General features: G+C 69.1%; 15 protein-coding genes and 1 pseudogene. 11 read left to right on the top strand and 5 right to left on the bottom strand.

All coding sequences use genetic code 11. The features are described from left to right. The first annotated feature begins 140 nt into the window (after positions 1-140). The 6 genes from IPG61_07555 to IPG61_07530 all read left to right on the top strand — a co-directional run bounded on the left by IPG61_07555 (position 141) and on the right by IPG61_07530 (position 4,229). Entirely contained in the window at positions 141-713 is a 573-nt protein-coding gene (locus IPG61_07555) for a fasciclin domain-containing protein (protein MBK6733935.1), read from the top strand. A gap of 91 nt (positions 714-804) precedes the next feature. Next, on the top strand, positions 805-2,247 hold the full coding sequence (locus IPG61_07550) for a DUF4397 domain-containing protein (protein ID MBK6733934.1): 1,443 nt from the start codon (positions 805-807) through the stop codon (positions 2,245-2,247). A gap of 117 nt (positions 2,248-2,364) precedes the next feature. Beyond that, entirely contained in the window at positions 2,365-2,763 is a 399-nt protein-coding gene (locus tag IPG61_07545) for a hypothetical protein (GenBank protein MBK6733933.1), read from the top strand. A gap of 21 nt (positions 2,764-2,784) precedes the next feature. After that, complete coding sequence (locus IPG61_07540) at positions 2,785-3,234, top strand: NUDIX hydrolase (GenBank protein MBK6733932.1); 450 nt, start codon at positions 2,785-2,787, stop codon at positions 3,232-3,234. A gap of 27 nt (positions 3,235-3,261) precedes the next feature. After that, a complete protein-coding gene (locus IPG61_07535) occupies positions 3,262-3,714 on the top strand; it encodes a GNAT family N-acetyltransferase (protein ID MBK6733931.1) in 453 nt (150 codons plus the stop codon). A gap of 128 nt (positions 3,715-3,842) precedes the next feature. Beyond that, positions 3,843-4,229: a VOC family protein gene (locus IPG61_07530; GenBank protein ID MBK6733930.1), complete on the top strand. Its 387-nt coding sequence runs from the start codon at positions 3,843-3,845 to the stop codon at positions 4,227-4,229. 144 nt (positions 4,230-4,373) lie between these two features. Here IPG61_07530 and IPG61_07525 read toward each other — a convergent pair whose 3' ends face one another. Further along, entirely contained in the window at positions 4,374-5,648 is a 1,275-nt protein-coding gene (locus tag IPG61_07525; protein MBK6733929.1) for an OmpA family protein, read from the bottom strand. 241 nt (positions 5,649-5,889) lie between these two features. On the opposite strand from IPG61_07525, the gene IPG61_07520 reads away from it, so the two are divergent. The 4 genes from IPG61_07520 to IPG61_07505 all read left to right on the top strand — a co-directional run bounded on the left by IPG61_07520 (position 5,890) and on the right by IPG61_07505 (position 13,805). Beyond that, entirely contained in the window at positions 5,890-8,496 is a 2,607-nt protein-coding gene (locus tag IPG61_07520) for a PAS domain-containing protein (protein MBK6733928.1), read from the top strand. A gap of 178 nt (positions 8,497-8,674) precedes the next feature. Next, positions 8,675-10,375 carry a methyl-accepting chemotaxis protein gene (locus IPG61_07515; protein MBK6733927.1) on the top strand — a complete coding sequence of 567 codons (1,701 nt, stop codon included), beginning with the start codon at positions 8,675-8,677 and terminating at the stop codon, positions 10,373-10,375. Between the two features lie 284 nt (positions 10,376-10,659). Next, complete coding sequence (locus IPG61_07510; protein ID MBK6733926.1) at positions 10,660-12,198, top strand: hypothetical protein; 1,539 nt, start codon at positions 10,660-10,662, stop codon at positions 12,196-12,198. Next, on the top strand, positions 12,195-13,805 hold the full coding sequence (locus IPG61_07505; protein MBK6733925.1) for a hypothetical protein: 1,611 nt from the start codon (positions 12,195-12,197) through the stop codon (positions 13,803-13,805). The genes IPG61_07510 and IPG61_07505 overlap by 4 nt, the downstream gene beginning before the upstream one ends. An 83-nt stretch (positions 13,806-13,888) precedes the next feature. Here IPG61_07505 and IPG61_07500 read toward each other — a convergent pair whose 3' ends face one another. Further along, a complete protein-coding gene (locus IPG61_07500; GenBank protein MBK6733924.1) occupies positions 13,889-15,217 on the bottom strand; it encodes a chemotaxis protein in 1,329 nt (442 codons plus the stop codon). Positions 15,218-15,927: 710 nt separating this feature from the next. On the opposite strand from IPG61_07500, the gene IPG61_07495 reads away from it, so the two are divergent. Next, on the top strand, positions 15,928-17,361 hold the full coding sequence (locus IPG61_07495; protein ID MBK6733923.1) for a cache domain-containing protein: 1,434 nt from the start codon (positions 15,928-15,930) through the stop codon (positions 17,359-17,361). A gap of 94 nt (positions 17,362-17,455) precedes the next feature. Here IPG61_07495 and IPG61_07490 read toward each other — a convergent pair whose 3' ends face one another. The 3 genes and pseudogenes from IPG61_07490 to IPG61_07480 all read right to left on the bottom strand — a co-directional run bounded on the left by IPG61_07490 (position 17,456) and on the right by IPG61_07480 (position 21,935). Further along, the gene (locus tag IPG61_07490) at positions 17,456-20,152 is read right to left on the bottom strand and encodes an insulinase family protein (GenBank protein MBK6733922.1); all 2,697 of its coding nucleotides are present in this window, start codon (positions 20,150-20,152) and stop codon (positions 17,456-17,458) included. 104 nt (positions 20,153-20,256) lie between these two features. After that, the gene (locus IPG61_07485; protein MBK6733921.1) at positions 20,257-21,402 is read right to left on the bottom strand and encodes a HAMP domain-containing histidine kinase; all 1,146 of its coding nucleotides are present in this window, start codon (positions 21,400-21,402) and stop codon (positions 20,257-20,259) included. Continuing rightward, positions 21,399-21,935, bottom strand: a pseudogene (locus tag IPG61_07480) (4-vinyl reductase). The gene IPG61_07485 and the pseudogene IPG61_07480 overlap by 4 nt, the downstream one beginning before the upstream one ends. Positions 21,936-22,055: the final 120 nt, after the last annotated feature.

The raw sequence follows: 22,055 nt of genomic DNA, 5'->3' as shown, positions 1-22,055 counted from the left end.
GCCAGTGCTGTATAGAAATTGTATAAAATAAATGTTGACGAAATGTGTACGCTTTCGTATTCTGTCCCGTTGAGCGAAGTGAACCCTGCCAAGAGCTCCCTTGAGCTGAACGAGAAACCTGAGCCGAAGGACGGATAGATATGCTGAACCAGACCCGGAATTTCGTGGCGATCGCGCTGGTCGCCCTGAGCGTGAGCCCCGAGCTGGCGACCGCCGGCGGCAACTGCAGTGCCGAGAAGAAGCAGGCCTCCACTGAGGGCGCCACGGCCCAGTTCGCGTCGACCGCCGGTGCCGCGGCCAAGGAGACCCCGCTGGCCATCTTCCCGCTGGCCGAAGCCGCCGGCTTCAAGACCCTGACCGCTGCGGTGAAGGCTGCCGGCCTGCAGGAGACGCTGACGGTCAAGGGCCCGTTCACGGTCTTTGCGCCGACGGACGAGGCGTTCGCCAAGCTGCCGGCCGGCACCGTCGAGGGCCTGCTCGCCAATCCCGAGAAGCTGAAGAAGGTGCTGCTGCACCACGTCGTGGCCGGTGACGTGCGCGCCGCCGACGTGATGAAGATCAAGTCCGCGAAGTCGCTCAACGGCACCTCGCTGGCGATCGGCACCAAGGACGGCGTGACCGTCGAGGGTGCGAAGGTGGTCAAGGCCGACATCGTGGCGAGCAACGGCGTGGTGCACGTGATCGACACCGTGCTCATCCCCGGCGACCTGTAGGCCGCCACTGCTGTACCAGGCGCGGGCATCCGGCCCGCGCCGACAAGGACATGCCGCGTTCGGCACTGGCCGGGCGAAGGAGGAACCAGAGATGATGAACCTGAAGCTGAAATCGAAGGGCCTGATGAAGACCCTGGGCCTGGTGACGATGCTGGCCCTGTCGGTGGCCGTGACCGGCTGCTCCGACGACGACGACAACCCGATGACGCCGATGGGCGAGGGCGCCGAGCTGCGCGTGGTGCACGCTTCGCCCGACGCCGGCAACGTCGACATCTATGCCGAGGGTGTGGCCGCCCCCCTGTTGACCAACGTGCCCTACACCGCGACCAGCCCCTACCTCGAGTTGGCGCCTGGTCAGTACAACATCCAGTTGCGTCCGGCAGGGGCGGCGGCTTCCTCGACGCCCGTCTTCGAGACCGGCATGGTGACCGTGCCCGAAGGCGCGCGCATCACGGCGATCGCGGCCGGCCTGGCCGGTTCGAGCAATGCCGCCGACAAGCTGCGCGTGCTGCTGATGGCCGAGTCGTTCGCGGCGCCCGGCGCCGGCAATGCGATCGTGCGCGTGGTGCACGCCTCGGCCGACGCGCCGACGGTGGCGGTCGATGTGGGCAACGACGGCACGCCGGAGATCGCCTCCCTGGCGCGCTTCGCCGACACCGGCGCCGCCGGTGTGGCGCTGCCGGCCGGCTCGCCGCTGGCCCTCGGCATCTGGGTGGCTTCGCCGCTGAGCAAGGTCACGTCGCTGACCACGCCGGCGCTGCCGGCCGGCGCCGAGATCTTCGTCATCGCCACCGGCCTGGTGGGTGAACTGCCCCGCGCGGCCGACGGCTTCGGCCTGCTGGCCGTGGGTCCCGCCGGCACCATCGGCCTGATCCGCCAGGACCCGACCGTGTTCGTGCTGCACGCCTCGCCCGACGCCCCCGAGGTCGACGTCAACCTGGGTGGCACGTCGACCACGCTGGTGAACGACCTGGCGTTCGGTGAACTGTCCGCACCGCTGCAGGTGGCGCCCGGCGCCTACCCGCTCGACGTGCTCGTGGCTGCCGGCGGCGCCTTCGTGGCCGCCTACACCACGCCGTCGCTGGCTGCGGGCGAGCGCTACCTGGCCATCGCCTCCGGCTACGCGGCCGACCCGGCGCGCGCCTTCACGGTGGTGCCGTTCGGCGAGACCTTCGGCGACGCGGTGGGTGCGCGTGTGCGCGTCGTGCACGCCTCGCCGGATGCGCCTGCGGTGAATGTCGGCGTCCTGAACGGCGCGAGCATCACGCCGGTGGCCGACTTCAGCAACCTGGCCTTCGGACAGGCTTCGTCGGCCGCAGGCACGGCGCTGGCGGCCGGCCCCCTGACGGTGGGCGTGGCCGGCGCGGGCACGACCACGCCGGTCGTGGCCAGCTTCGACCTGGGCCTGACCGCCGGGCTGCGCGCCTTCGCGGTGGCGGGCGGTTCGCTTGCTGCCTCGGGCGAGACGTTCCGGCTGCTGGTGGTCGATGCGACCTCGTTCCCGTGGCAGGTCGCGACCGTGTTGCCGAACTAGCCGCGCAGCGCAAGATCGCGCAGGCGAATCGGGGCCGGTCGTGCTAAGTATGGCGCGACCGGCCCGCTCGCACAGGGGGCCACGGCGGCTGAAGGGCTCACGACCACGGGCGCGGACATGCGCATCACGGCCTCCTACTGCAGCGCGCCGAAGCGCGACGACGACGGCTTGCTGCCGGCGATCGAGCGCTATCGCAGCGAGAGGCTGCGCGGCCTGTGGATGCTGGGCCGGAGCCTGGGCGCGCCGCTGTTCATCCTCTCGGGCCGTTTCGGCCTGCTGGCCGCGGACGAGCCCATCCCGTGGTACGATCACCTGCTTCCGGCCGCGGAAGTGCCGGCGACGACGGCACGCGTGTCCGGGCAGCTGCGCGCGCGCGGTGTCACCGAAGTCACCTGGCACACGGCATCGCCGGCCGTCGTGCCTGCGGTGCAGCCCTATCTGGACGTGATGCGGGCCGCCTGCCGGGAAGCCGGCGCCGGAATCATCGTCCACGAACTGGACGGCGACCCGGCTTGAGGTCGTCCGAGGAGCGAATCCATGGTCCGTGAATCCATGCCGGCCTGGTTCTACGCACTGGTGCTCGTGCGCCGCGACGATCACTTCCTGCTCGTCGAGGAGACGGACCACGGCGGCGGCTGGTACCTGCCGGCCGGCCGTGTGGAGCCGGGCGAGACGCTGCACGAAGCCGCGCTGCGCGAGGTGCGTGAAGAGGCGGGCATCGATGTCGCGCTGGACGGCGTGTATCGCATCGAGCACACGGTGCTGGAGAGCGGTGGCGCCCGCGTGCGCGTGCTGTTCTCGGCTGCGCCGAGCGACGACCGCGAGCCCAAGTCGGTGCCCGACGAGCACACACTGCGCGCCGGCTGGTTCACCCGGCGTGAGGCCGCCGACCTGCGATTGCGTTCCAGCGAGGTGACGGGGCTGCTGGCATTGGCATCGACGCAGGCACCGGCGTCACTGGCGGTGCTGCGGACCATCGTGCGCTAGGAAGGTGCTTCCCCAAGAGGAGATGCCGTGAGCGGATTCGCCAGTATCGGGATGGCCGTGGCGGCGGAGGCGGGCGCCGTGGCGCGCCTGCTGACGCGCCAACTGGCCGAACACGACTTGCCCGCGGATGCGGCCCGCGTGACGCGCGCCGTCGACGGCATCCTGACTGATGACCGGGTGGGCTTCCTGCTCGTGGCGCGCCGGGGCGACGAGGTGGTGGGGGTCTCGTACGTGGCGATGATCTGGTCCCTGGAGCACGGCGGCCCCAGTTCGTGGCTGGAGGAACTGTACGTGCTGCCGGCCTGGCGTGGACAGGGCGTGGGCGCCGCGCTGCTGCGCGTCTCGCTGGCGCAGGCCCGGGAGCGCGGCTGCCTGATGATGGACCTGGAGGTGACCGAGGATCACGCGCGCGCGGCGCATCTCTACGCGCGCGAGGGTTTCGTGGCACTCCCGCGCGGGCGGTGGGTGCGGGGCTTGTAGAGCGCCCGTAGTGGTGCCGTCACATGGTCTCCCGGCGTGCGCAGGACAGGGTTCACCTGTAGATTATCCCGGCCCTGGTCGACCGCCTGCAACCCACCTGCAGGGCGGTCCATCGATTGGAGAGGGCCATGTCCCGCGTGATCCACTTCGAGATACATGCGTCGCGGCCGGCGGCGCTGATCCTTTTCTACGAAAAACTCTTCGGTTGGACGTTCTCGTCCTGGGGCGACTTCCCGTATTGGCTGGTCGATACCGGGCCGGCTGCCTCGCCCGGCATCAACGGCGGCCTGGTGCAGCGGCAGGGGCCTTCCGCGCCGCCGGGTCAGGGCGTCAACGCGTTCGTGTGCACGGTCGACGTGGCGAACGTCGAGGACTCGGTCGCGCTGGCCTTGGCCTGCGGCGGTGAGCTGGCAGTGCCGATGACGGCGATTGCAGGTGTGGGCTGGCTGGCGTATGTGAAGGACCCGGACGGCAACCTGGTCGGGTTGATGCAGGCGAGCGCGGACGCAGGCTAGCCGGGGTCCGTTTCCGAAGACATGCGCCGGTGCAAGGGGCGCGTCCGCCCGCGCGCATCCCGGCGGCAGAACGAAGGCGGCCCCGTTGCCGGGGCCGCCCGCTTTTTCAATCGCCATGGATCGGCGCCCAGGGGCGCGCCGTCCCTAGAGCTTGCTCAGCTCCGTACACCGGTTCTGCGCACGACCCTCTTCGGTGTCGTTCGTGCCCAGCGGCTTGTCCGGGCCGTACCCCTTGGCAACCATGCGGTCGGCAGCGATGCCCTTGCCGGCCAGGTAGTCGCGTACCGCCTCGGCGCGCTTCTGCGACAGGCGCACGTTATAGGCGCGCGAGCCCTTGTTGTCGGTGTGGCCGGCCACCTCGACGCGGATCTCGGGATAGGCGGCCAGGCTCACCGCAACGCGGTCGAGCACTTCGCGGGCGCCCGGGGTCAGTTCGGCCTTGGCCGTCTCGAAGTTCACGCCTTCGAGCACCAGCGTGGCCTTCGACTCCTCGAACAGCTGCGGGCAGCCATTCTTGTCGACCTTGGTGCCGGCCGGCGTGCCCGGGCACTTGTCGTTGTCGTCGATGACGCCGTCGCCGTCGCTGTCCTTGGGCAGCGGGCAGCCGTTCCGGTCGACCTTCTCGCCGCGCGGGGTGTTCGGGCACTTGTCGGCGTTGTCGAGCACGCCGTCGCCATCGCTGTCCTTGGGCAGCGGGCAACCGTTCGCGTCGACCTTCTCGCCCTGTGCCGAGTCCGGGCACTTGTCGGCGTCGTCCATGACGCCGTCGCCGTCGCTGTCCTTGGGCAGCGGGCAACCGTTCGCATCGACGGCCTCGCCGCGGGGCGTTTCCGGGCAGCGGTCGAGGTCGTCGGTGACGCCGTCCTTGTCCCCGTCGCCGGGGCCGCCGCCGAACAGGCCGCTGAAGCCGAACTGCACGCCGTAGTCGACGTGGTCTTCCTTGGCGGTGAAGTCGGTGTCGCTGTACCAGTCGGCCGTCGCCTCGAAGCGGAACGACAGTTTCTCCAGCGTCTGGTAGCGGAAGCCGAGCAGCAGGCCGGCGCCGTCGCCGGAGGCGTTGGCGTCATCGCCGTACTCGGTGTGCACATAGCCGGCGCCGACCATGAGATGCGTGCGCTCGCCGTACGGGCGGTGCCAGTTCAGGCGCGCGTGGAAGGGCATGACCTGCACATCCTGGCGCAGGCCCTCGGTGATGATGCCGTCGGTGCTCGTGAACGACATGTCGGCTTCGAGGGCCAGATTGTTGGCGACGAAGTAGCCGGCACGCGCACCGAAGCCGCCCCAGTCCGCGATATCCAGCGCCGGGTCGAAGAACGACACGCGACCGAAGAGGCCGAGCTCGGCCGTGCCCTTGTCGATGGCCTGCGCCGGCGCGCTCAGCGACACCAGGCCGGCGCAGAACGCCATACAGAAAACCATACGCCACGTCTTCATCACAATTCCCCATGGAGTTCCGGTTTGCCGGTGGCAAGCCACGTTGACAACTGTGCGGAATATGGCCGAACGGGCCCCCTTGTCGCAAGCGGGATCTCGGTTGTCGGCATTGCTGCTGCCGTCGCCGGGATATCGTTTCGGTCTTTTCATGCGCGCCGACGTCCGGCATGATGCGCGCCACCATGTGGGATATGCCCCGCGGAACCCTGTTCCGTGAAGGAAGCCGGTGCCGCTCGTGTTCGCTGCAAAGACCCAGTCCCTCCTGCCCTCGGCCCGACGCCTGCGGCGACTGGCCTGGCTGCTCGCGCTGGCCTGGACGCTGTTCATGGCTGTGGCGCTTGTGCTGCGCGCCCGCGACGTTCGTGACGAGACACACCTTGCCGCGTTGGCCATCGCACGTGCCCATGCCGCCAACGATCCGCACCTGACACTGATGAACCCGGTCATCCACGGCAGCCGTCCATCCGCCTTGCAACCCGACATGCACGGCGTGACGGGGCGCATCACGAGCCTGGAGCCCGCGCACTCCGGGAACGCCCCCGACAGCTGGGAGCGCAGCGCCCTGTTGAAGCTTGCCGAAGGCGGCGAAGAGGTCGCGGAGTTCACCAAGAGCGAAGGGAGTCCGACGCTTCGCCTGATGCGGCCGATGGTGACGCGGGCCGAGTGCATCAATTGTCACGCCGAGCAGGCCGGCTTCGAGGGGAGCATTCGCGGCGGCGTGGGCATCAGCGTGCCGCTCGAGCCCCTGTACAGTGCCGAGCGCCGCGGCCACCTCCGGGCGCTGTGGATGCTCGGGCCCCTGTGGGTGATCGGGCTCGGCGGCATTGCGGTCGGCAATCGCATCATCCGGTTGCAGGCAGCGCGGCGCCAGCAGGTGGTCGATGAACTGCAGCGCGCCCACGACCGGCTCCAGCAGGAAAGTGACGTCTATCGCGACGGACCGGTCGTGGTCTTCCAGTGCCGCGACGAGCCGGGCTGGCCGGTCGTGCAGATCTCGGCCAATGTCGCCCAGGTGCTTGGCCATGAGGCGTCGGCGTTCCTGGACGGCTCCCTGATGCTCTCCCGGGTGGTGCACGAGCACGACCTGGATCGGCTGCTGGCCTCGGTGGCCACCGGTGCGCAGGAACGGAGCGGCCGCTTCGCGCAGGCCACCTGCCGCTTCCGGCATCGCGACGGGAGCGTGGTGTGGGTCCTGGCCAATCTTGTGGCGCGTGGTGGCACCGTGGGCGGCGGCGCCACGATCAGCGGCTATTTCATCGACATCACCGACTGGCGACGCACCGAGACCGACCTGCGCGAGAGCGAGGAGCGCCTGGACCTGGCGCTGACGGGTGCCGAGCTGGGCGTGTGGGACTGGGACCTGGCCACCGACGTCGTGGTCTTCGACACGCGCTGGGCCGCGATGCTGGGTCACGAGATCACCGAGATTCCCGGCACCCTGGCGGCCTGGTCCGAGCGCGTGCATCCGGACGACATGCCCGGGATCAATGCCGTCCTGAAGGAACACCTGGAGGGCCGGACGCCGATCTACCGCGCCGAGTTCCGCATGAGGCATGCTTCCGGCGGCTGGGTCTGGATCCTGGACACGGGCAAGGTCCTGGTGCGCGATGCCGAGGGACGGCCCCTGCGTGCGGCGGGCGTCCACCAGGACATCACGCGGCGCAAGCGCCTGGAGAAGGAAGCGGTGCAGCAGGAGCGGCTGGCCGCTGTCGGCCAGCTTGCGGCCGGCATCGCGCACGACTTCAACAACATCCTCTGCAGCATCTTGGGCTTCACCGAGTTGCTGCAGACAGCGCCCGAAACACCGGTGTCGTCGCAGGAGAACCTGCGGCGCATCTCCGACTCGAGCCGTCGCGCGGCGCATCTCGTGCGCCAGATCCTCGACTTCAGCCAGAAGACGATGCGTCGCGTGCAGCCGGTGGATCTCGATCACTGCGTGCGCGACACCGTGGGTTTCCTGCGGGCGATGCTGCCGGAGAACATCCGCATGGATCTGCAGGTCGAGCCGGGCTCGTACCTGATGGAGGCCGAGCCCGCGCAGCTGCAGCAGCTGATCACCAACCTCGCCATCAACGCGCGCGATGCGATGCCGGACGGCGGCACGTTGAAGCTGGCGCTGCGCCGCGACACGATCGACGCCACCGCAGGCAAGTGCGCCCACTGCGGCCAGTCGCTGGCCGGGTCGTGGCTGCGGCTGGATGTCGCCGACACGGGCACCGGCATCGCGGTCGAGACGCTGCCGCTCATCTTCGAGCCTTTCTTCACCACGAAGGCGATCGGCGACGGCACGGGGCTCGGCCTGTCCCAGGCGGCCGGCATCGCCGCACAGCACGGCGGCCACTTCCAGGTGCACTCGGAGGTCGGTGGCGGCACCACGTTCACGCTCCTGCTGCCGCGGACGGACGCCGTGCGTGCGGCGACAGTCCCGGAGAAGCCGGCCATCGTGCGCGGGGCGGGTCAAGCGGTGCTCGTGGTCGAGGACGAACCGTCGGTGAGCGACGCGATCACGGCAATGTTGCGCCACCTGGGCTATCGAGTGACGGCGGCGGGTTCGGGTCGCCAGGCCCTCGACCTGTTCGCGCGCGAGGAAGGCCGCTTCGACCTGGTGCTCACCGATGTGGTGATGCCCGACCTGGACGGGGAGGCGCTCTGCCGGCACCTGCGCGAACTGGCGCCCGCCGTGCGGGTGGTCGCGATGAGCGGATATCCACTGGGCGCGCGCGGCGTGGGGCTGCTCGACCTTGGGGCGGTCGCCTGGGTGCAGAAGCCCATCACGATCGAGCATCTGGCCGGGGTGGTCGCCGACGCGCTGGGCGGGCCCTCCAGGGGCTGAGACGGGCGCCAAAGGGCTCCAAACGGCCGGTGTCGCCGGAACGGCCGCGATTCGCTTTGCTTTCTCAAGTTCGCCTGACCGGGCCCGATCAATTCGGACAACCGGAGCAGCGATCGCATGGCCCCCGTCCGTGTTGTCGCCGCCCTTGAACGTCCCTCGGCCCAGAGGTCAGTTCCCGATGAGTCTCCGCCTCAAGCTGCTGCTCGGCGTGGGAGTTTCCGCGCTGGCATTCGTCGTCTTCGCCATCCTGTCCTGGAACACGATCGGGGCCACCAAGGTCAACGGCCCGGCCTATGCCCGGATCGTCGAAGGCAAGGACCTGATCGCCGATGTGCTGCCGCCCCCCGAGTACATCGTCGAAGCCTACCTGGTGGCCTACCAGATGGCCGACGCGGATTCGCCGGCAGTGGCGACGGAGCTGGCGGGCCGGATGCGCACCCTGCGCCAGGAGCACGGCGATCGGCACAAGTACTGGGAAGACTCCGACATCAGTGGGCGAGTGCGGACGCTGCTGCTCGAGGACTCCTACACGCCGGCTCAACAGTTCTTCGTGATCGTCGACCGCGACCTGGTGCCGGCCGCCTCGCGCGGCGATCGCGCCCGTGCCCGCGCCGTCCTGCACGGGCAGCTCGACCCGCTGTTCCGCCAGCACCGCACGGCCATCGATGAAGTCGTGAAGCTGGCGAACAGCCAGCTGGCGACCGACGAGAAGAATGTGGCGGCGCTGCTGCGCGCGCGGGCCGGCTGGCTGGCCGTGGTGGCTGCCTTCGCTGCCGCCGCCCTCGCCTTCCTGGCCTTCATGGTGAACCGGATCGCTGTCACCATCACCCGGCGCCTGGGTGGAGCCGTGGAGTTCGCGGCCGCGATGGCGCGCGGCGACCTGACCGGCACGCTGCCGGAGGGCCCCGAGGACGAGGTCGGGCGCCTGATCCGCGCCTTGAATGCCATGGGGCGCTCGTTCCGCGGTGTCATCGCCGAGATCACGGGCGGGATCCAGACCGTCGCTTCGGCCTCGACCGAGCTGTCGGCGGTGGCCGGCAGCATGTCGAACGGCGTGCACGAGATGAACGAGCTTGCCGGCACCATGAGCGAGACCGCCGGCAACTTCAGCGCCGGTGCCCAGGACGTGGCCGCGAACATGCAGCAGGCGACCGCCAACCTGCACACTGTCGCCGCCGCCACGGGCGAACTGAGCGAGACCGTCGGGAGCATCGCCAACAGTTCCGAGCGGGCGCGCGCCGTCAGCGAGGACGCTTCGCGCCAGGCCATCGAGATCAGCCGGACCATGGACGAGCTGGAGCGGGCCGCCAAGGAGATCGGCAACGTGACCGAGACGATCTCCCACATCTCCTCGCAGACCAACCTGCTGGCGCTCAACGCGACCATCGAGGCGGCCCACGCCGGCGACGCCGGGCGCGGCTTCGCGGTGGTCGCCAGCGAGATCAAGGAACTGGCGCGCCAGACCACGGTGGCGGCCGACGACATCCAGCGGCGCATTGCGGCCGTGCAGAAGTCGACGAGCAGCGCGGCGACCGACATCAACGCCATCACCGGCATCATTGCCCAGATGAGCGAGTTCACGGGCACGATCGCCGCGGCCATCGAGGAACAGACGGCCGTGACCCGCGAGGTGGCGTCGAGCATCGCGGCGGCCAACGGCGGCGTGTCCAGCTCGAACGCGCACATGTCGGAGATCGCCTCCGGGTCGGAGACCATCGCCGACGGGATCGCGCGCGTGAACACGGGCCTCGGCGAGATCGACAGCGCCGGCCGCCAGGTCGACGCGAGTGCGACCGAGCTGTCGCGTCTCGGCGAGGCGTTGCGCGTTTCGGTGGGGCGCTTCCGCTACGAGGAGACCGTGGGCGCCGGCTCCCGCTGACGACCACGAACGAACGAAGGCGCCGCTCCCGCCGGGGTGCGGCGCCTTCCTGTTTGCGGCCGTCCGCAGGCGGGCGATCAGCCCCGGGCCGCGGCGCTCCCGCCCAGTTCGGCGGCCGCGCGCGAACTGGGGCTGCAGCGGGGGAACCTGCACAACCTGGCGACGCGGTTGGGCTTGCGTTGATCGACGTGCGCGGGCGAAAGGCGCAGCGGTTGACTCGATTGCCGTCGTGGGCGACAATCGTGGGGATCCTGAACCCCCGCACGTTTGCCTGAGAGTTCCTGATGTCCCGAAGCCCAGATCATTGCCGCTCGAATCGGGCCCTGCTGCCGACGCTGGTTGTTGTCCTGGTCGCGATCGTGGTCGCCATGGGCGCCTGCGTGAGCGAGATGCCGGATCCGACACCACTCGCGGAAGTCGGAGTTCTCGAAGGACGCGTGAGCGAGGCGGGGGTGCCCGTCCCGGCCAGGCTGATGTTGCGAAACCTGGTCGGCGGGATCGAAGTCTTCGCGGATATCGATGCGGATTCGAGCGGTTGGTACCGCCTGGAACTGCCGATCGGCATCTACAGGGCATCGTTGCGATTGGGCAATAGCGGCTCGGTCGAGAGCGATCTCGATACGGTTTCCGTCGGCCGCGCGGTGCGGCGCAAGGACTTCGTACGCGGTCGCGCACGCGTGTCCGTCACCCTGCCCCCGGCGTTCGACGGTGAAGAAGCGCGACTTCAGATCGCCAGCCCCTATTGCGATGCGTATCGATACGTTGAAGTCGTCGACGGAGAAGCGACGTTCGAGTTCCGGCTGCTGCCGCCGGCCACGTACGGCATGATCCTGTACGCGCGCAGTGGGCGCGACGCGGTCTTCCTGCCGGGCACGGTCAATGCCGCCGATGCGGATTCGCTGCACGTCGCTTCCGACAGCGTGTCGTACTCCGTCGACCTGCGCCCTGGTCATATCACTGTTTCCGGCAACGTTTCGGGAAGCTGGCAACTCGGCAGACAGGCCATGCGGGTCCGCGCCGTGACGCCCTTCGGTGCCACCCGCTCCGAGGTCGACTGCGAACCGGATGGATCGTTCCGGATCGACCTGTTTGCAGCCGAACAATTGCGATTCAGCGCACGCTGCAACGGCGTGGAGCAGTGGTTCGGGGGCACGTCGTTCCAGGGCGCGACAGTCTACAATGTGCAACCGGGCGACCACGTGACGGGCCTGGAGTTGTCGGAGGGCGGGCTGCGCATCAGCACCGTCGGGCCCGGTCTGCTCGTAGACGATCGAGTCGATTTCCTGCTGGTCCATCCCGACGGACGTCGGCGATGGTTCGCGACCGACCAATGGCGGCCATCCCAGATCTCCAACCTGGAGGCCGGCACCTACCGTCTGTACATCTCCGGGTTCTGCTCTGCCGATCCTTGGTTGCCGCAATGGTATGACGATGCGGCCACCGAGTCCGAAGCCATGCCGCTCACCGTGGTGAATGGCGCCTTCACCGACGTGAACCTCGTCCTGCGTCCCGGCGGAGCCCTTGTCGGCACGTTGGTCGAGGAAGACGGCGATGCCGGCTATATCGGCTCCATCTTCGTGCAGGACCAGGCGGGTCAGGACATCTGCGGCTCTTCGGGCCACGCGACGACAGGCGCGTTCTCGGTGGATGGCCTGCCCGACGGCAGCTACTACCTGCGGGCGTCCTTTTCCGGCGACAACTGGTGGTATCCGGGAACAGGCGATTTCTCGCAGGCGATCCTGCTCACCGTGGCCGACTCCGACACGATCGGGAACCTGGTCTGGACCGTGCCGGAAACGGATGACGGGGGGTGGTTCCCATGATCAATCCGTCTCGCCGGCGGCGACCGCTCCTGGCGGTGTTCGCGGCGGTCATGCTGCTGCTCGCCGGCGGCTGTGATGAAGACCAGGCCTCGCTGGCACCGGCGACGGGCACATGCGTCGTCCAGGGTCAGCTGATCTCGCCCTCGCCAACGGGCGCTGTTCCCTTCATCCAGTTCCGGCGGACCGATGGGCCCGATGTGACCCTTGCTTTGGACGCCGACGCTACCGGCCGCTATCGCCTCGAGGTGCCGGCCGGCGACTATGTCATCTCGGCACAGGTCGGGGGAATGCTCTGTTACGCGACGGCTGACGGCGGTGTCGCCCTTTCCTGGGTTCTGGCCGACACCTTGAGCCTGCGATCCGGGGATTCGCCGCGCGAGATCAACTTCAGGCTGGGCGCCCTGCAACTCGTCGAGGACGGGCTTTCGGATATTGACGGCTGGCAGGTTCAAGCTGATCTGTACCGGGTGGACGAGGGCCCGGAGCATGGCTGGTGGGGACCCATGGAGGAAGCGACCATCGTCGATGGCCGCCTGGCGCTGACACTCGGAGCCATCGTCCCGGGCAATTACCGGATTCAGGTCCGGGTGCAACGCGGCTGGTCCGAACGCGGCGAGTCGTTCTGGCTGCCCGGCGAACGTGACGTGGACGACGGTGACATCTACCACGTAGGCGTCGACTCCCTGACGACGGTGGCGGACTTCTGGGAAGCCCCGGCCCGGCTGACCGGCACCATCAGCGGTGCCTGGCTTGCCATGGGGATCAGCGCACCCTCGCTGGAAGCCTACGACATGGACAACGTCATGGTCGCGGGTCCGTGCGTGATTCACGAGGACGGCCGTTTCGAGTTGCCGTTCCTGCGCCCGGTACCGGTGCGTCTGGCGATCGTCCATGGATCGGCCCGGCATTGGGTAGGCGGCCCGCGCCGGGAAGATGCGACCGTCTTCGACCTCGAGGCGGGCGTGACGACGTCCGGCGTCCATGATGCGATCTCGGGCGTGCTCGTTCGCACCACCCTGGAGATGCACGAATCCGGTGCGGGTTCGGCCCGGCTGGAACTGTGGGATCCGACCAGCCGGGTCCTGGTGCAGTCGCTCTACTTCCAGCCGCAGGGGCTGTACGGGATGGCCTGTGCGCAGCCGGGCCAGTACCTGGCGCGGATCTCCGGCAATTCCAGCAATCGCACCTGGCGAAACCAGTGGTTTGACCGCGCGGCGACACCCGAGGCCGCGTCCCTGGTCACGATCCCCGCAAACGGCGGGACGCTGGTTCTCGACCTCGTGCTCGAGCGGGGCGGTGTCATCAGCGGCACGATAGGCCCAATCGGGTCCAACTGGAGCTTGTCCAGCGTCAGGGTCACGAGCGAGGACTCACTGACCGTTCTCTACAGCCAGTATCTCGGGCCGGCGAGCGGTTTCTCGCTGGCCGGACTCGAAGACGGTCGGTACAAGATCGGCTTGCGCGCCTACGACTTCTCCGGCGACACGCAGACGGAACCGGGCTTGATCGAGTATTGGTATCCGGGAACCGACGACTGGGCGGCGGCCGGGGTCATCGAGATCAGTGGGGCGAATACCGTCGGCGGCATTGTCCTGACATTGCCCTGAGCCCATTCCGAAAGGAACAGGCCCGAGGCTGAGCCCCGGGCCGATTCCGCTTCCGTCCGCGCCGGTTACCGTGCCCTCGCGGCCTACAGGTCGTTCCAGTCATCCATCGACTTGTCGTCCCACTCGGCGTCGCTCGGCACCAGCACCTGGTCGGGCACGCGCTGCGGCGTGCGGGCGGCCGCCCGCGGGGCCGGCGCCTTGGCGCGCGCCGGGGCCGGTGCCGTCGTCCTGCGGGGCGCCGCCGCTGCCGCTGCCGGCCGCACAGCCGTGCGCTTCTTGGGCGCCGCGGCCGGCGTCGTCGCGTTGCCGCCGCATCCCGCCAGACGCTCCAGCTCCAGCACCGTCACGCGCATGGCCTCGGCCTGCGCGTTCAGTTCCTCGGCGGCGCTCGCGCTCTCCTCGGCGCCGGCGGCGTTCGACTGCGTGACCTTGTCCATCTGGCCCACCGCAAGGTTCACCTGCGAGATGCCCTGGCTCTGCTCGCGCGAAGCGCTGGCCACCGAGGCGGCCAGTTCGTCCACATGCCGCACGTGGGCCACGATCTCGTTCAACGCGGCACCGACCTGGCCGCTGATGGCGACGCCCTGGTGGGTGCGACTGACGGCGTCGCTGATGCGCGTGGTCGATTCGCGGGCCGCCTGCGCACTGCGGTGCGCCAGGCCGCGCACTTCCTCGGCCACGACCGCGAAGCCGCGCCCGGCCTCGCCGGCGCGGGCCGCTTCGACCGCGGCGTTCAGCGCCAGGATGTTGGTCTGGAAGGCGATCTCGTCGATGGTCTTGATGATGCGCGCGATGTCGTCGCTGCCCGACTGGATGGCGACCATGGCCTCCGACATGTGCGTCATGTCGCCGGCGCCCTTCTCGGCCGCGTCGCGGGCCTGGCGCGCCAGCTGGTTCACCTTGTCGGCGTTGTCGGCGTTGTGCAGCGTCACGCTGGACATCTGCTCGATCGAGGCGCTGGTCTGCTCGATGGCCGCCGCCTGCTCGCTGGCGCCCTGGGCCAGTGACTGTGCGGCGCTCGCCACCTGCGTGGCGGCCGCCACGACCTGACGCGAGCCGTCGCCGAGCTCCTGGCTGACGCGGCGCAGCACCGACGTGATGCCGCGCACGAGGCCGAACGAGAGAAGAGCGCCCGCTGCCAGCGCGATGGCGACCGCGATGATCGTCAGCAGCGTGGTGCGCGAACTGGCCGCCGCGATGGTGTTCGCCGACTCGAGGGATTCAGCCTCTTCACGCTCCCAGATGGCGTTGATGGAATTGGCGTACCGCACCACCAGCGGCTGCAGCTCGTCCCTGGCGCGCCCCAGGACGACAGCGGACTCCTCGGGCGTCGTCGCTGCACGGCTGGCTTCGAGAAGTTCCGAACGCTTCTTGCCGTACACTTCGCGGGCCGCGTTGAGTTCGGCCAGCAGTGCCTTGACCTCGTCCTCGGTCGCGAGCTTCGTGAACTCCTCGAGGGCCGTGCTGTTGGTGGCGCGGGCCGCCTTCATGTCTTCCTCGAGCTGCTTCTTCTCCGCAAGGGTCGGCGCGCCGATGTGGCGATAGATGATCGTCATGTTGTCGCGCGCACCCATCGCGAGAGTCGACACATGCCGCAGCATGGGCAGGTTGGCGGCGATGTCGCGCGCATCGTGGCGGACCGCCAGCAGGCGCACCGTCGTGAACGTGCCCAGCATGGCCATGATGGCGAGCACAGCGCCGAATCCGGCGAAAATGCGCTTCCCGATCGTCCAGTTCTTCATCATCTGCTCCCTTGGCAGCGGCGGTGCGGGCGATCTCGCCCGGAACCCGGGGTCGCCGGCGTGGCAGAACCTGAACCGCCCATCTCCGCGCGGTTCCGTGTGCGTTCTCACCGGACATGGCATCGGCAGATCCTCTGTGTGCCTTAAAGAATTCTCGTTTTCATTATTCAAGAATGGGCGCGGCGGCATGACGTTGGCCCTCAACGCTGACGGGATCCCCGTCGCGGGCACCTCCGAAGGACGGTATTCTCCTAAAGCCCCGCCTATGGATACCGAACTTCTGTAGTGGTGATTAGGGGCCCGTCCGGACCCGTCCCTTCCGCCCTACGGAATGTGACCATCGCCGATTCCCGCTGCCGGACCCGAGGAGGGCTGACCTCATGCTGGACCGCCTGTCCCTTTCGCGACGCATCCTGACGCTGGGCATCGGCATTGTCGTCTGCTTCACGGCGCTGCTGGGCTGGCTGTATCCCCAGCTGCGCTCGTCGATCTACGATTCGAAGCGGGTGGCCCTGCGCCAGCTGGTGGAGTCGGCGACCAGCGCCGTTGCCTTCCACGTCGAAGCCGCGAAGCGCGGCGAGATGAGCGAGGAGGAGGCGAAGGCGCGCGCTCTCACAGCGCTTCGCTGCCTGCGCTACGACGGCGACAACTACTTCTGGGTGAACGACACCGTGCCCGCCATGGTCATGCACCCGATGAAGCCCGAGCTGGACGGCAAGGACCTGCGCGAGTACAAGGACCCGGACGGCACCTTCCTGTTCCGGGACATGGCCGCCGTCTGCCGGACCGAAGGCGCCGGCTACGTGAACTACCGCTGGGCCAAGCCGAAGCACGATGACCCGGTGCCCAAGAGCAGCTACGTGAAGCTGGTGCCGGAGTGGGGCTGGATCGTCGGCTCGGGCATGTACCTGGATGATGTCGCCGCAGAGGCCAACCGGGCGCTGTTCCTCGTCTTCGGCGTCGCCGGGGTGCTGATCGCGATCAGTGTCACGCTGTCGTGGCTGCTGGCGCGCTCCATCTCGCGGCCGATCAACCTGGCCATCGCGGGCCTGCGCGAGGGCGCCGCCAACGTGTTCGCCAGCGCCAGCGACATTGCCGACGCCAGCGGCGCCGTGGCCGAGAGCACCACCGAACAGGCGGCATCGCTGCAGGAAACGTCGGCTTCGGTGCAACAGATCGCCGCCACGACGCGGCACAACGCCGACAGCACGCGGCAGGCCGACGAACTGGCGGCAGCGGCAAGCGTCTCGGCAGCGCGCGGCAATGAGGCGATGTCGGGCATGCGCGACGCGATTGCCGCCATCAAGCAGTCGTCCGACGAAACCGCGCGCATCATCAAGGTGATCGACGAGATCGCGTTCCAGACCAACCTGCTGGCCCTGAATGCCGCGGTGGAGGCGGCGCGCGCCGGCGAGGCGGGCAAGGGCTTCGCCGTCGTGGCCGAGGAGGTGCGCAATCTGGCGCAGCGGAGCGCCGAGGCGGCGCGCAACACGAACGGACTGATCGACCAGTCGCGCGGCCATGCCGACGCGGGCGTTCGGGCGAGCACCGAGTTCGCCGCGATCCTCGGCGGCATGACGGCCGCCATCGACAGCCTGGCCGGCATCCTGGGCGAGGTCACGCGTGCGTCGAGCCTGCAGGCGGACGGCATCGGCCAGATCGGCAACGCCATGGAGCAGCTCGATACGGTCACGCAGAGGAACGCGAGCAGTTCCGAGGATCTCTCGGCGGCCGGGCAGCAGCTCAGTTCGCAGGCGGCGACGCTGCAGGAGATCGTGCAGTCGCTGGAGTCGGTGGTGTCGGGAACGCATTGAGCGGACTGTTGGAGACGCGCTCTTCGATGATGCGAAACGGCCGGCCCCGCGCGGGAGCCGGCCGTTCGCGTCGTGTCCGCCTGAATCGCCCCGCCTAGGGCAGCGGCTGCCCGTCAGCATCGACAATCTTCGGCACCGGGAACCCGGCCGCCGCCAGCTGCGGCAGCACCTCGGCCTTGTCGCCGACCAGCACCACCAGCAGGTCGTCCCAGCGGTAGAGGCCCGACCGCGCCAGCGCGTTCGCCGCGGCGAGGTCGATGCCGGGCACCTGGGCCAGGTCCTGGCGCACGGCGTCGGAGGGACGGCCGTTGCGCACAAGGTTGGCCACCACTTCCGCCGACGCGGCCGTCGTGTCGCCAGACGTCTCCAGCTCGAAGCGCACGGTGCGCACGGCCTTCTCGAGCTCGTCGGCGGTGACGTTGCCGGTGGCCAGTCCCTCGAACTCGTGTTTGAACTCGGTCAGCGCCGGGCCGGTGACCTTTGTCTGCACCGAAGAGCCGGAGGTCAGCACCCACTGGCCGGCATCCTCGGCGAAGCCAGAGCGCGCACCGTACGAGAAGCCGTTCTTCTCGCGGATGTTCTGGTTGAGCCGGCTGGTGAACGAGGCTCCGAACAGCGTGTTGATGCACTGGCGCTTCACGCGGTCGGCACCGTCGGGAGCCGTGACCGGACGCCAGATCGAGATCACCGTCTGCGGGGCGCCCGGGCGGTCGACCAGCAGCAGGCCGGGCTTCGGCGCGGTGAGAGGCGCCGGCGCCGCGACCACCGTCGCCTCGCCGCCCTTCCAGGCGCCGAGCGCGCGATCGAGTGCGGCCTTGATCTGCTCGGGCGTGAAGTCGCCGGCAAACACCAGCGTGGCGCGCGCGGGGGCGAACAGCTTCGGCGTCCACTGCACCACGTCCTCGCGCGTCAACTTCGCCACCGTGGTCTCGTGGCCTTCGGAGGGGCGGCCGCGCGGGTCGCCGGCGCCGTACAGCGCCGCACGACCAACGGCCTGCGCCACACGACCCGCATTCTCCGTGCGGGCGCGGATGCCGGCCAGGGCGAGTTCCTTCTCGCGGTCGAAGTCCGCGGCGCCGAGGGTCGGGCGCAGGAGCGCGTCGGCCATGAGCGCCAGCGTGGCATCAAGGCGCGAGGTGAGCCCCGACACGCCCAGCGTCACCGAGTTGGTGCCGCTCGTCGCCTGGATGCGGGCGCCCAGCGTCGTCACCGCATCGGCATAGGCCGTGGCGTCGAGCTTGCCGGCACCGCGCGTGACCAGCGTGGCGCTCAATGAAGCCAGCCCGGCTTGTCCGGCGTCGAGCATCCGCTCGCCACCGTCGATGATGACATGTCCCGAGAACAGGCCGCTGCCCGGCTTGCTCACCACGTACAGGGGCTGCCCGTTCTTCAGCGTGAGCTTCACCGGCACCGCCGGTTCGGCCGGGATTTCGGGCAGGTTGCCGGGCCGCTGGTCGAGGCTGGCAGTGGTCGCCTCGGCTGCGAGCGGCAGCACGCGCAGGTCGAGGCGACCTTCGCCGAGCACCTCGCGCGCCCACTTCTGCACCGATTCGGACGTCGGCGCCAGGCGGCGCGCCAGGTCGCGGTCGAAGCTGTTCGCCTCGCCGTAGGCGGCGCGATACGCGTTGAGGAGGTCGGCGCGACGGTCGAGGTTCTCCTTCATGCGCAGGTAACCCGACTCGGTCGCGGCCTTGACGCGGGCCAGCTCGGCGGCCGTGGGGCCCTCCTTCTGCAGGCGCGCGATCTCCTCCAGCACCACCTGCTTGATGTGCTCGAGGTCAGCGCCTTCAGCCGCTGTGGCCTCGATGTGGAACTCGGAGCCCAGTTCGCGGCTGTCCTGGTAGACCTGGACCGACTGCGCCAGCTGGTCCTTCATCACCAGGCGCTCGACCAGGCGACCGGTGGTCCCGGCGGCGAGCACCGACGACAGGACGTCCATGTCGGCATCGCCGTCCTGGTACGCGGCCGGCGAGTGCCAGACCAGGTAGAGGCGCGGGAAGCGCACGCGATCGGTGGCCAGGCGGCGCACCTCGCGCTCGAGCGTGACGGGCGCCGCGGTGCGGTGTTCGGGCAGCGGCCGCACGGGCACGGCGCCGAACGTGGAGGCGATGAGCTTCTTCGCCTCGGCGGGGTCGAAGTCGCCGGCCACGACCAGCGAGGCGTTGCCGGGCACGTAGTAGGTGTCGAAGAAGCCCTTCACGTCCTCCACGGTGGCGGCCTCAAGGTCTTCATGGCTGCCGATCACCGGGTGATGGTAGGGATGGCCCTGGGGCCACATGGCGTCAGAGACCATCAGTTCGGCGGCGCCGTAGGGCTGGTTCTCGTAGCTCTGGCGGCGCTCGTTGCGCACGACGTTGCGCTGAAGGTCGAGCTTCTCCTGCGTCATGGCGCGGCTGAGCCCCTCGAGCCGGTCGGCGTCGAGCCACAGCAGCGTCGGCAACAGCGAGCGCGGCCCCCACGAGTAGTAGTTCGTGCGGTCATTGCTCGTCGAGGCGTTGTTGGCGCCGCCGCCGCGCTCCATGAGCATGTCGAACTGGTTGTCGGGCACCCGCTCGGTACCCATGAACATCAGGTGCTCGAACAGGTGCGCGAAGCCCGTGCGCCCGGGAGACTCGTCCTTCGAGCCGACGGCGAACCAGGTGTTGATCGTGACCATCGGCTGGGAGTGGTCCTCGTGCAGGATCACGGTCAGTCCGTTGGGCAGGGTGTAGGTCTCGACCGGGAGCGTCGCGGCCATGGAGCCTCCAGCAGCCAGCCCGATCAGGGCGGCCAGGAACAGGATCGAACGCATGGATTCCTCCGCTGGGGAATGGGCAAAACGGACGGTGGGCACCGTCCGGGTTTGTACGACATTATGAGGGAATGGTTGCCGGACGGCCAGTGCCCGGGCGCGATTTAGCCGGCGCAGCGCAGGTCGACGGTCACGACCGTTCCGCCGCCGGGGGCATCGTCGATCTGCAGGCGGCCTCCAAGGCGGTTTATCACGATGTCGCGACAGATGGGCAGGCCGAGCCCGCGGCCGGTGCCTTCCGGCCAGCCGCTGAAGAAGAGCTCGAACACCTTCTCCCGACAGTCTGCGGGGATGCCGCAACCGTTGTCGACCACCTGCAGGCGTACGAACCCGCCGCAGCGTCCGGTGGACACCGCGATCCGACCGCGCCCCGGACTTGCCGGCCCGGCGACGGCGCGGGCTGCGTTGGTGAGCAGCTGCAGGACCACCTGGCACACATCGGCCGCGCGGCCCGCGACGACCGGCAACCCCGGCTGCAGGTCGAGCTCGACCGCGCCGACCGACTGGCAGGTGTGGCGCGCCACGAGATGGGTGTTGGACACCGCGCGATTGAGGTCGGTCGTCGCGCTGCCTTCGGTGTTCGAGAACTCGCGCAGCGCCGTCACCGTCAGCCCGATGCGCTCGGCCCCCTCGAGGGTCTCGGCCAGCGCGGCCCGGATGTCGGCGGCTGCGGTGTCATCCGCCGCGGGTTGCAGCGGGATCACTTCGGCCAGGTACTGCAGGTTGGAGACCATGTACTGGATGACCGAGTTGATCTCGTGGGCGGAAGCGTTCGCCACCTGGCCGATGCCGGCCTGCCGCGTGGCGTGCAGCGCCTCGGCTTCGGCCTGCCGCTTGGCGCGCAGCGAATCGATCATGCTGTTGAAGGCGACGGAGAACTCGCCCAGGAAGTCGACGCGATGCTCGAGATGCCCTCCGGCGACCTCGCGCGTCTGCCAGGTCAGGTGACGCAGGCTGGACTGCAGCGCCTTGAGGGGGCCGAGCAGGTGGACGCGCGGCGGGGGCGAGAAGTCCAGGTCTCCCCCTGCCAGGGCCGCAGAAAAGGCGCGCATGGCCTCGGCGTCATCGGCAAGGCGCTCGGCGGCCCTGACGAGCGTGAGCAGCGAAGCGGCGTCGAGCTGGGCGGGGTCGGGATCAGCGAGGGCACCACCAGCCGGCACGGCACTGTTTGCCGGCGCCGGCCGCCCTTCGGACAGGGCCTGCAGGCGCGCCGTCAGCGCCGACAGGCGCGTGTTCGCGGTCGCGGTCACGATCCTGCCGTGACCGGGGTCACGGAGAACCTGCAGGTGCGGTCGCCGGTGGCCCAGCAGTCGATCTCGACGACGCGGAAGTCGACGTGCAGGAACTCGTACAGGATGCCGGCGATGAATCCCTCGTCGTAGTCGCAGACGGTCTTGCCAGACACGGGCAGGCCCGAGCAATCGAGATCCTCGGAAACGGTCAGCGTCATGGTCAGGGTTGCGAGATCCAGCGATTCGACTCGAAGGATGCCGATCCGCTATTCGGCAAGCGTATCCTGCAGCTGGTCGATGAAGGCCGCGGGCGTGAGCGAGGTGTCGAGCGTGTTGCGGCAGAACTCGCGGCCGGCGATCCAGCCGCCTTCGCGGAGCAGCTTCCCGGCGATCTCCTCGCCGAAGTTGGCGGCGATCGCCTCACGCAGCGCATACTGGGCGAGGCGATACACGACCACCGGCACTTCGGCGCCGAGGTGGGGGCGGCCCTCGGCGACATCGCCGAGGTCGGACCAGCAGAGCGTGACGGTATCGGCGAATGGCGGTTTCATGGCGTGCCTCCGGAACAGGCGGGCCAGGCGTGCCAGGGCGAAGGTGCGCAATAACGATATTGTGTTATCGGCCGGGGCCGGCGGGGGTTAAGCGCCGCCTCACGCCGCACTTGCAGACTC

It is taken from the genome of bacterium (assembly GCA_016703265.1).
Lineage (GTDB): Bacteria > Krumholzibacteriota > Krumholzibacteriia > LZORAL124-64-63 > LZORAL124-64-63 > CAINDZ01.
The sequence above is the reverse complement of the archived record's forward strand: the minus strand, read 5'-3'. Positions and strand labels throughout refer to the sequence as shown.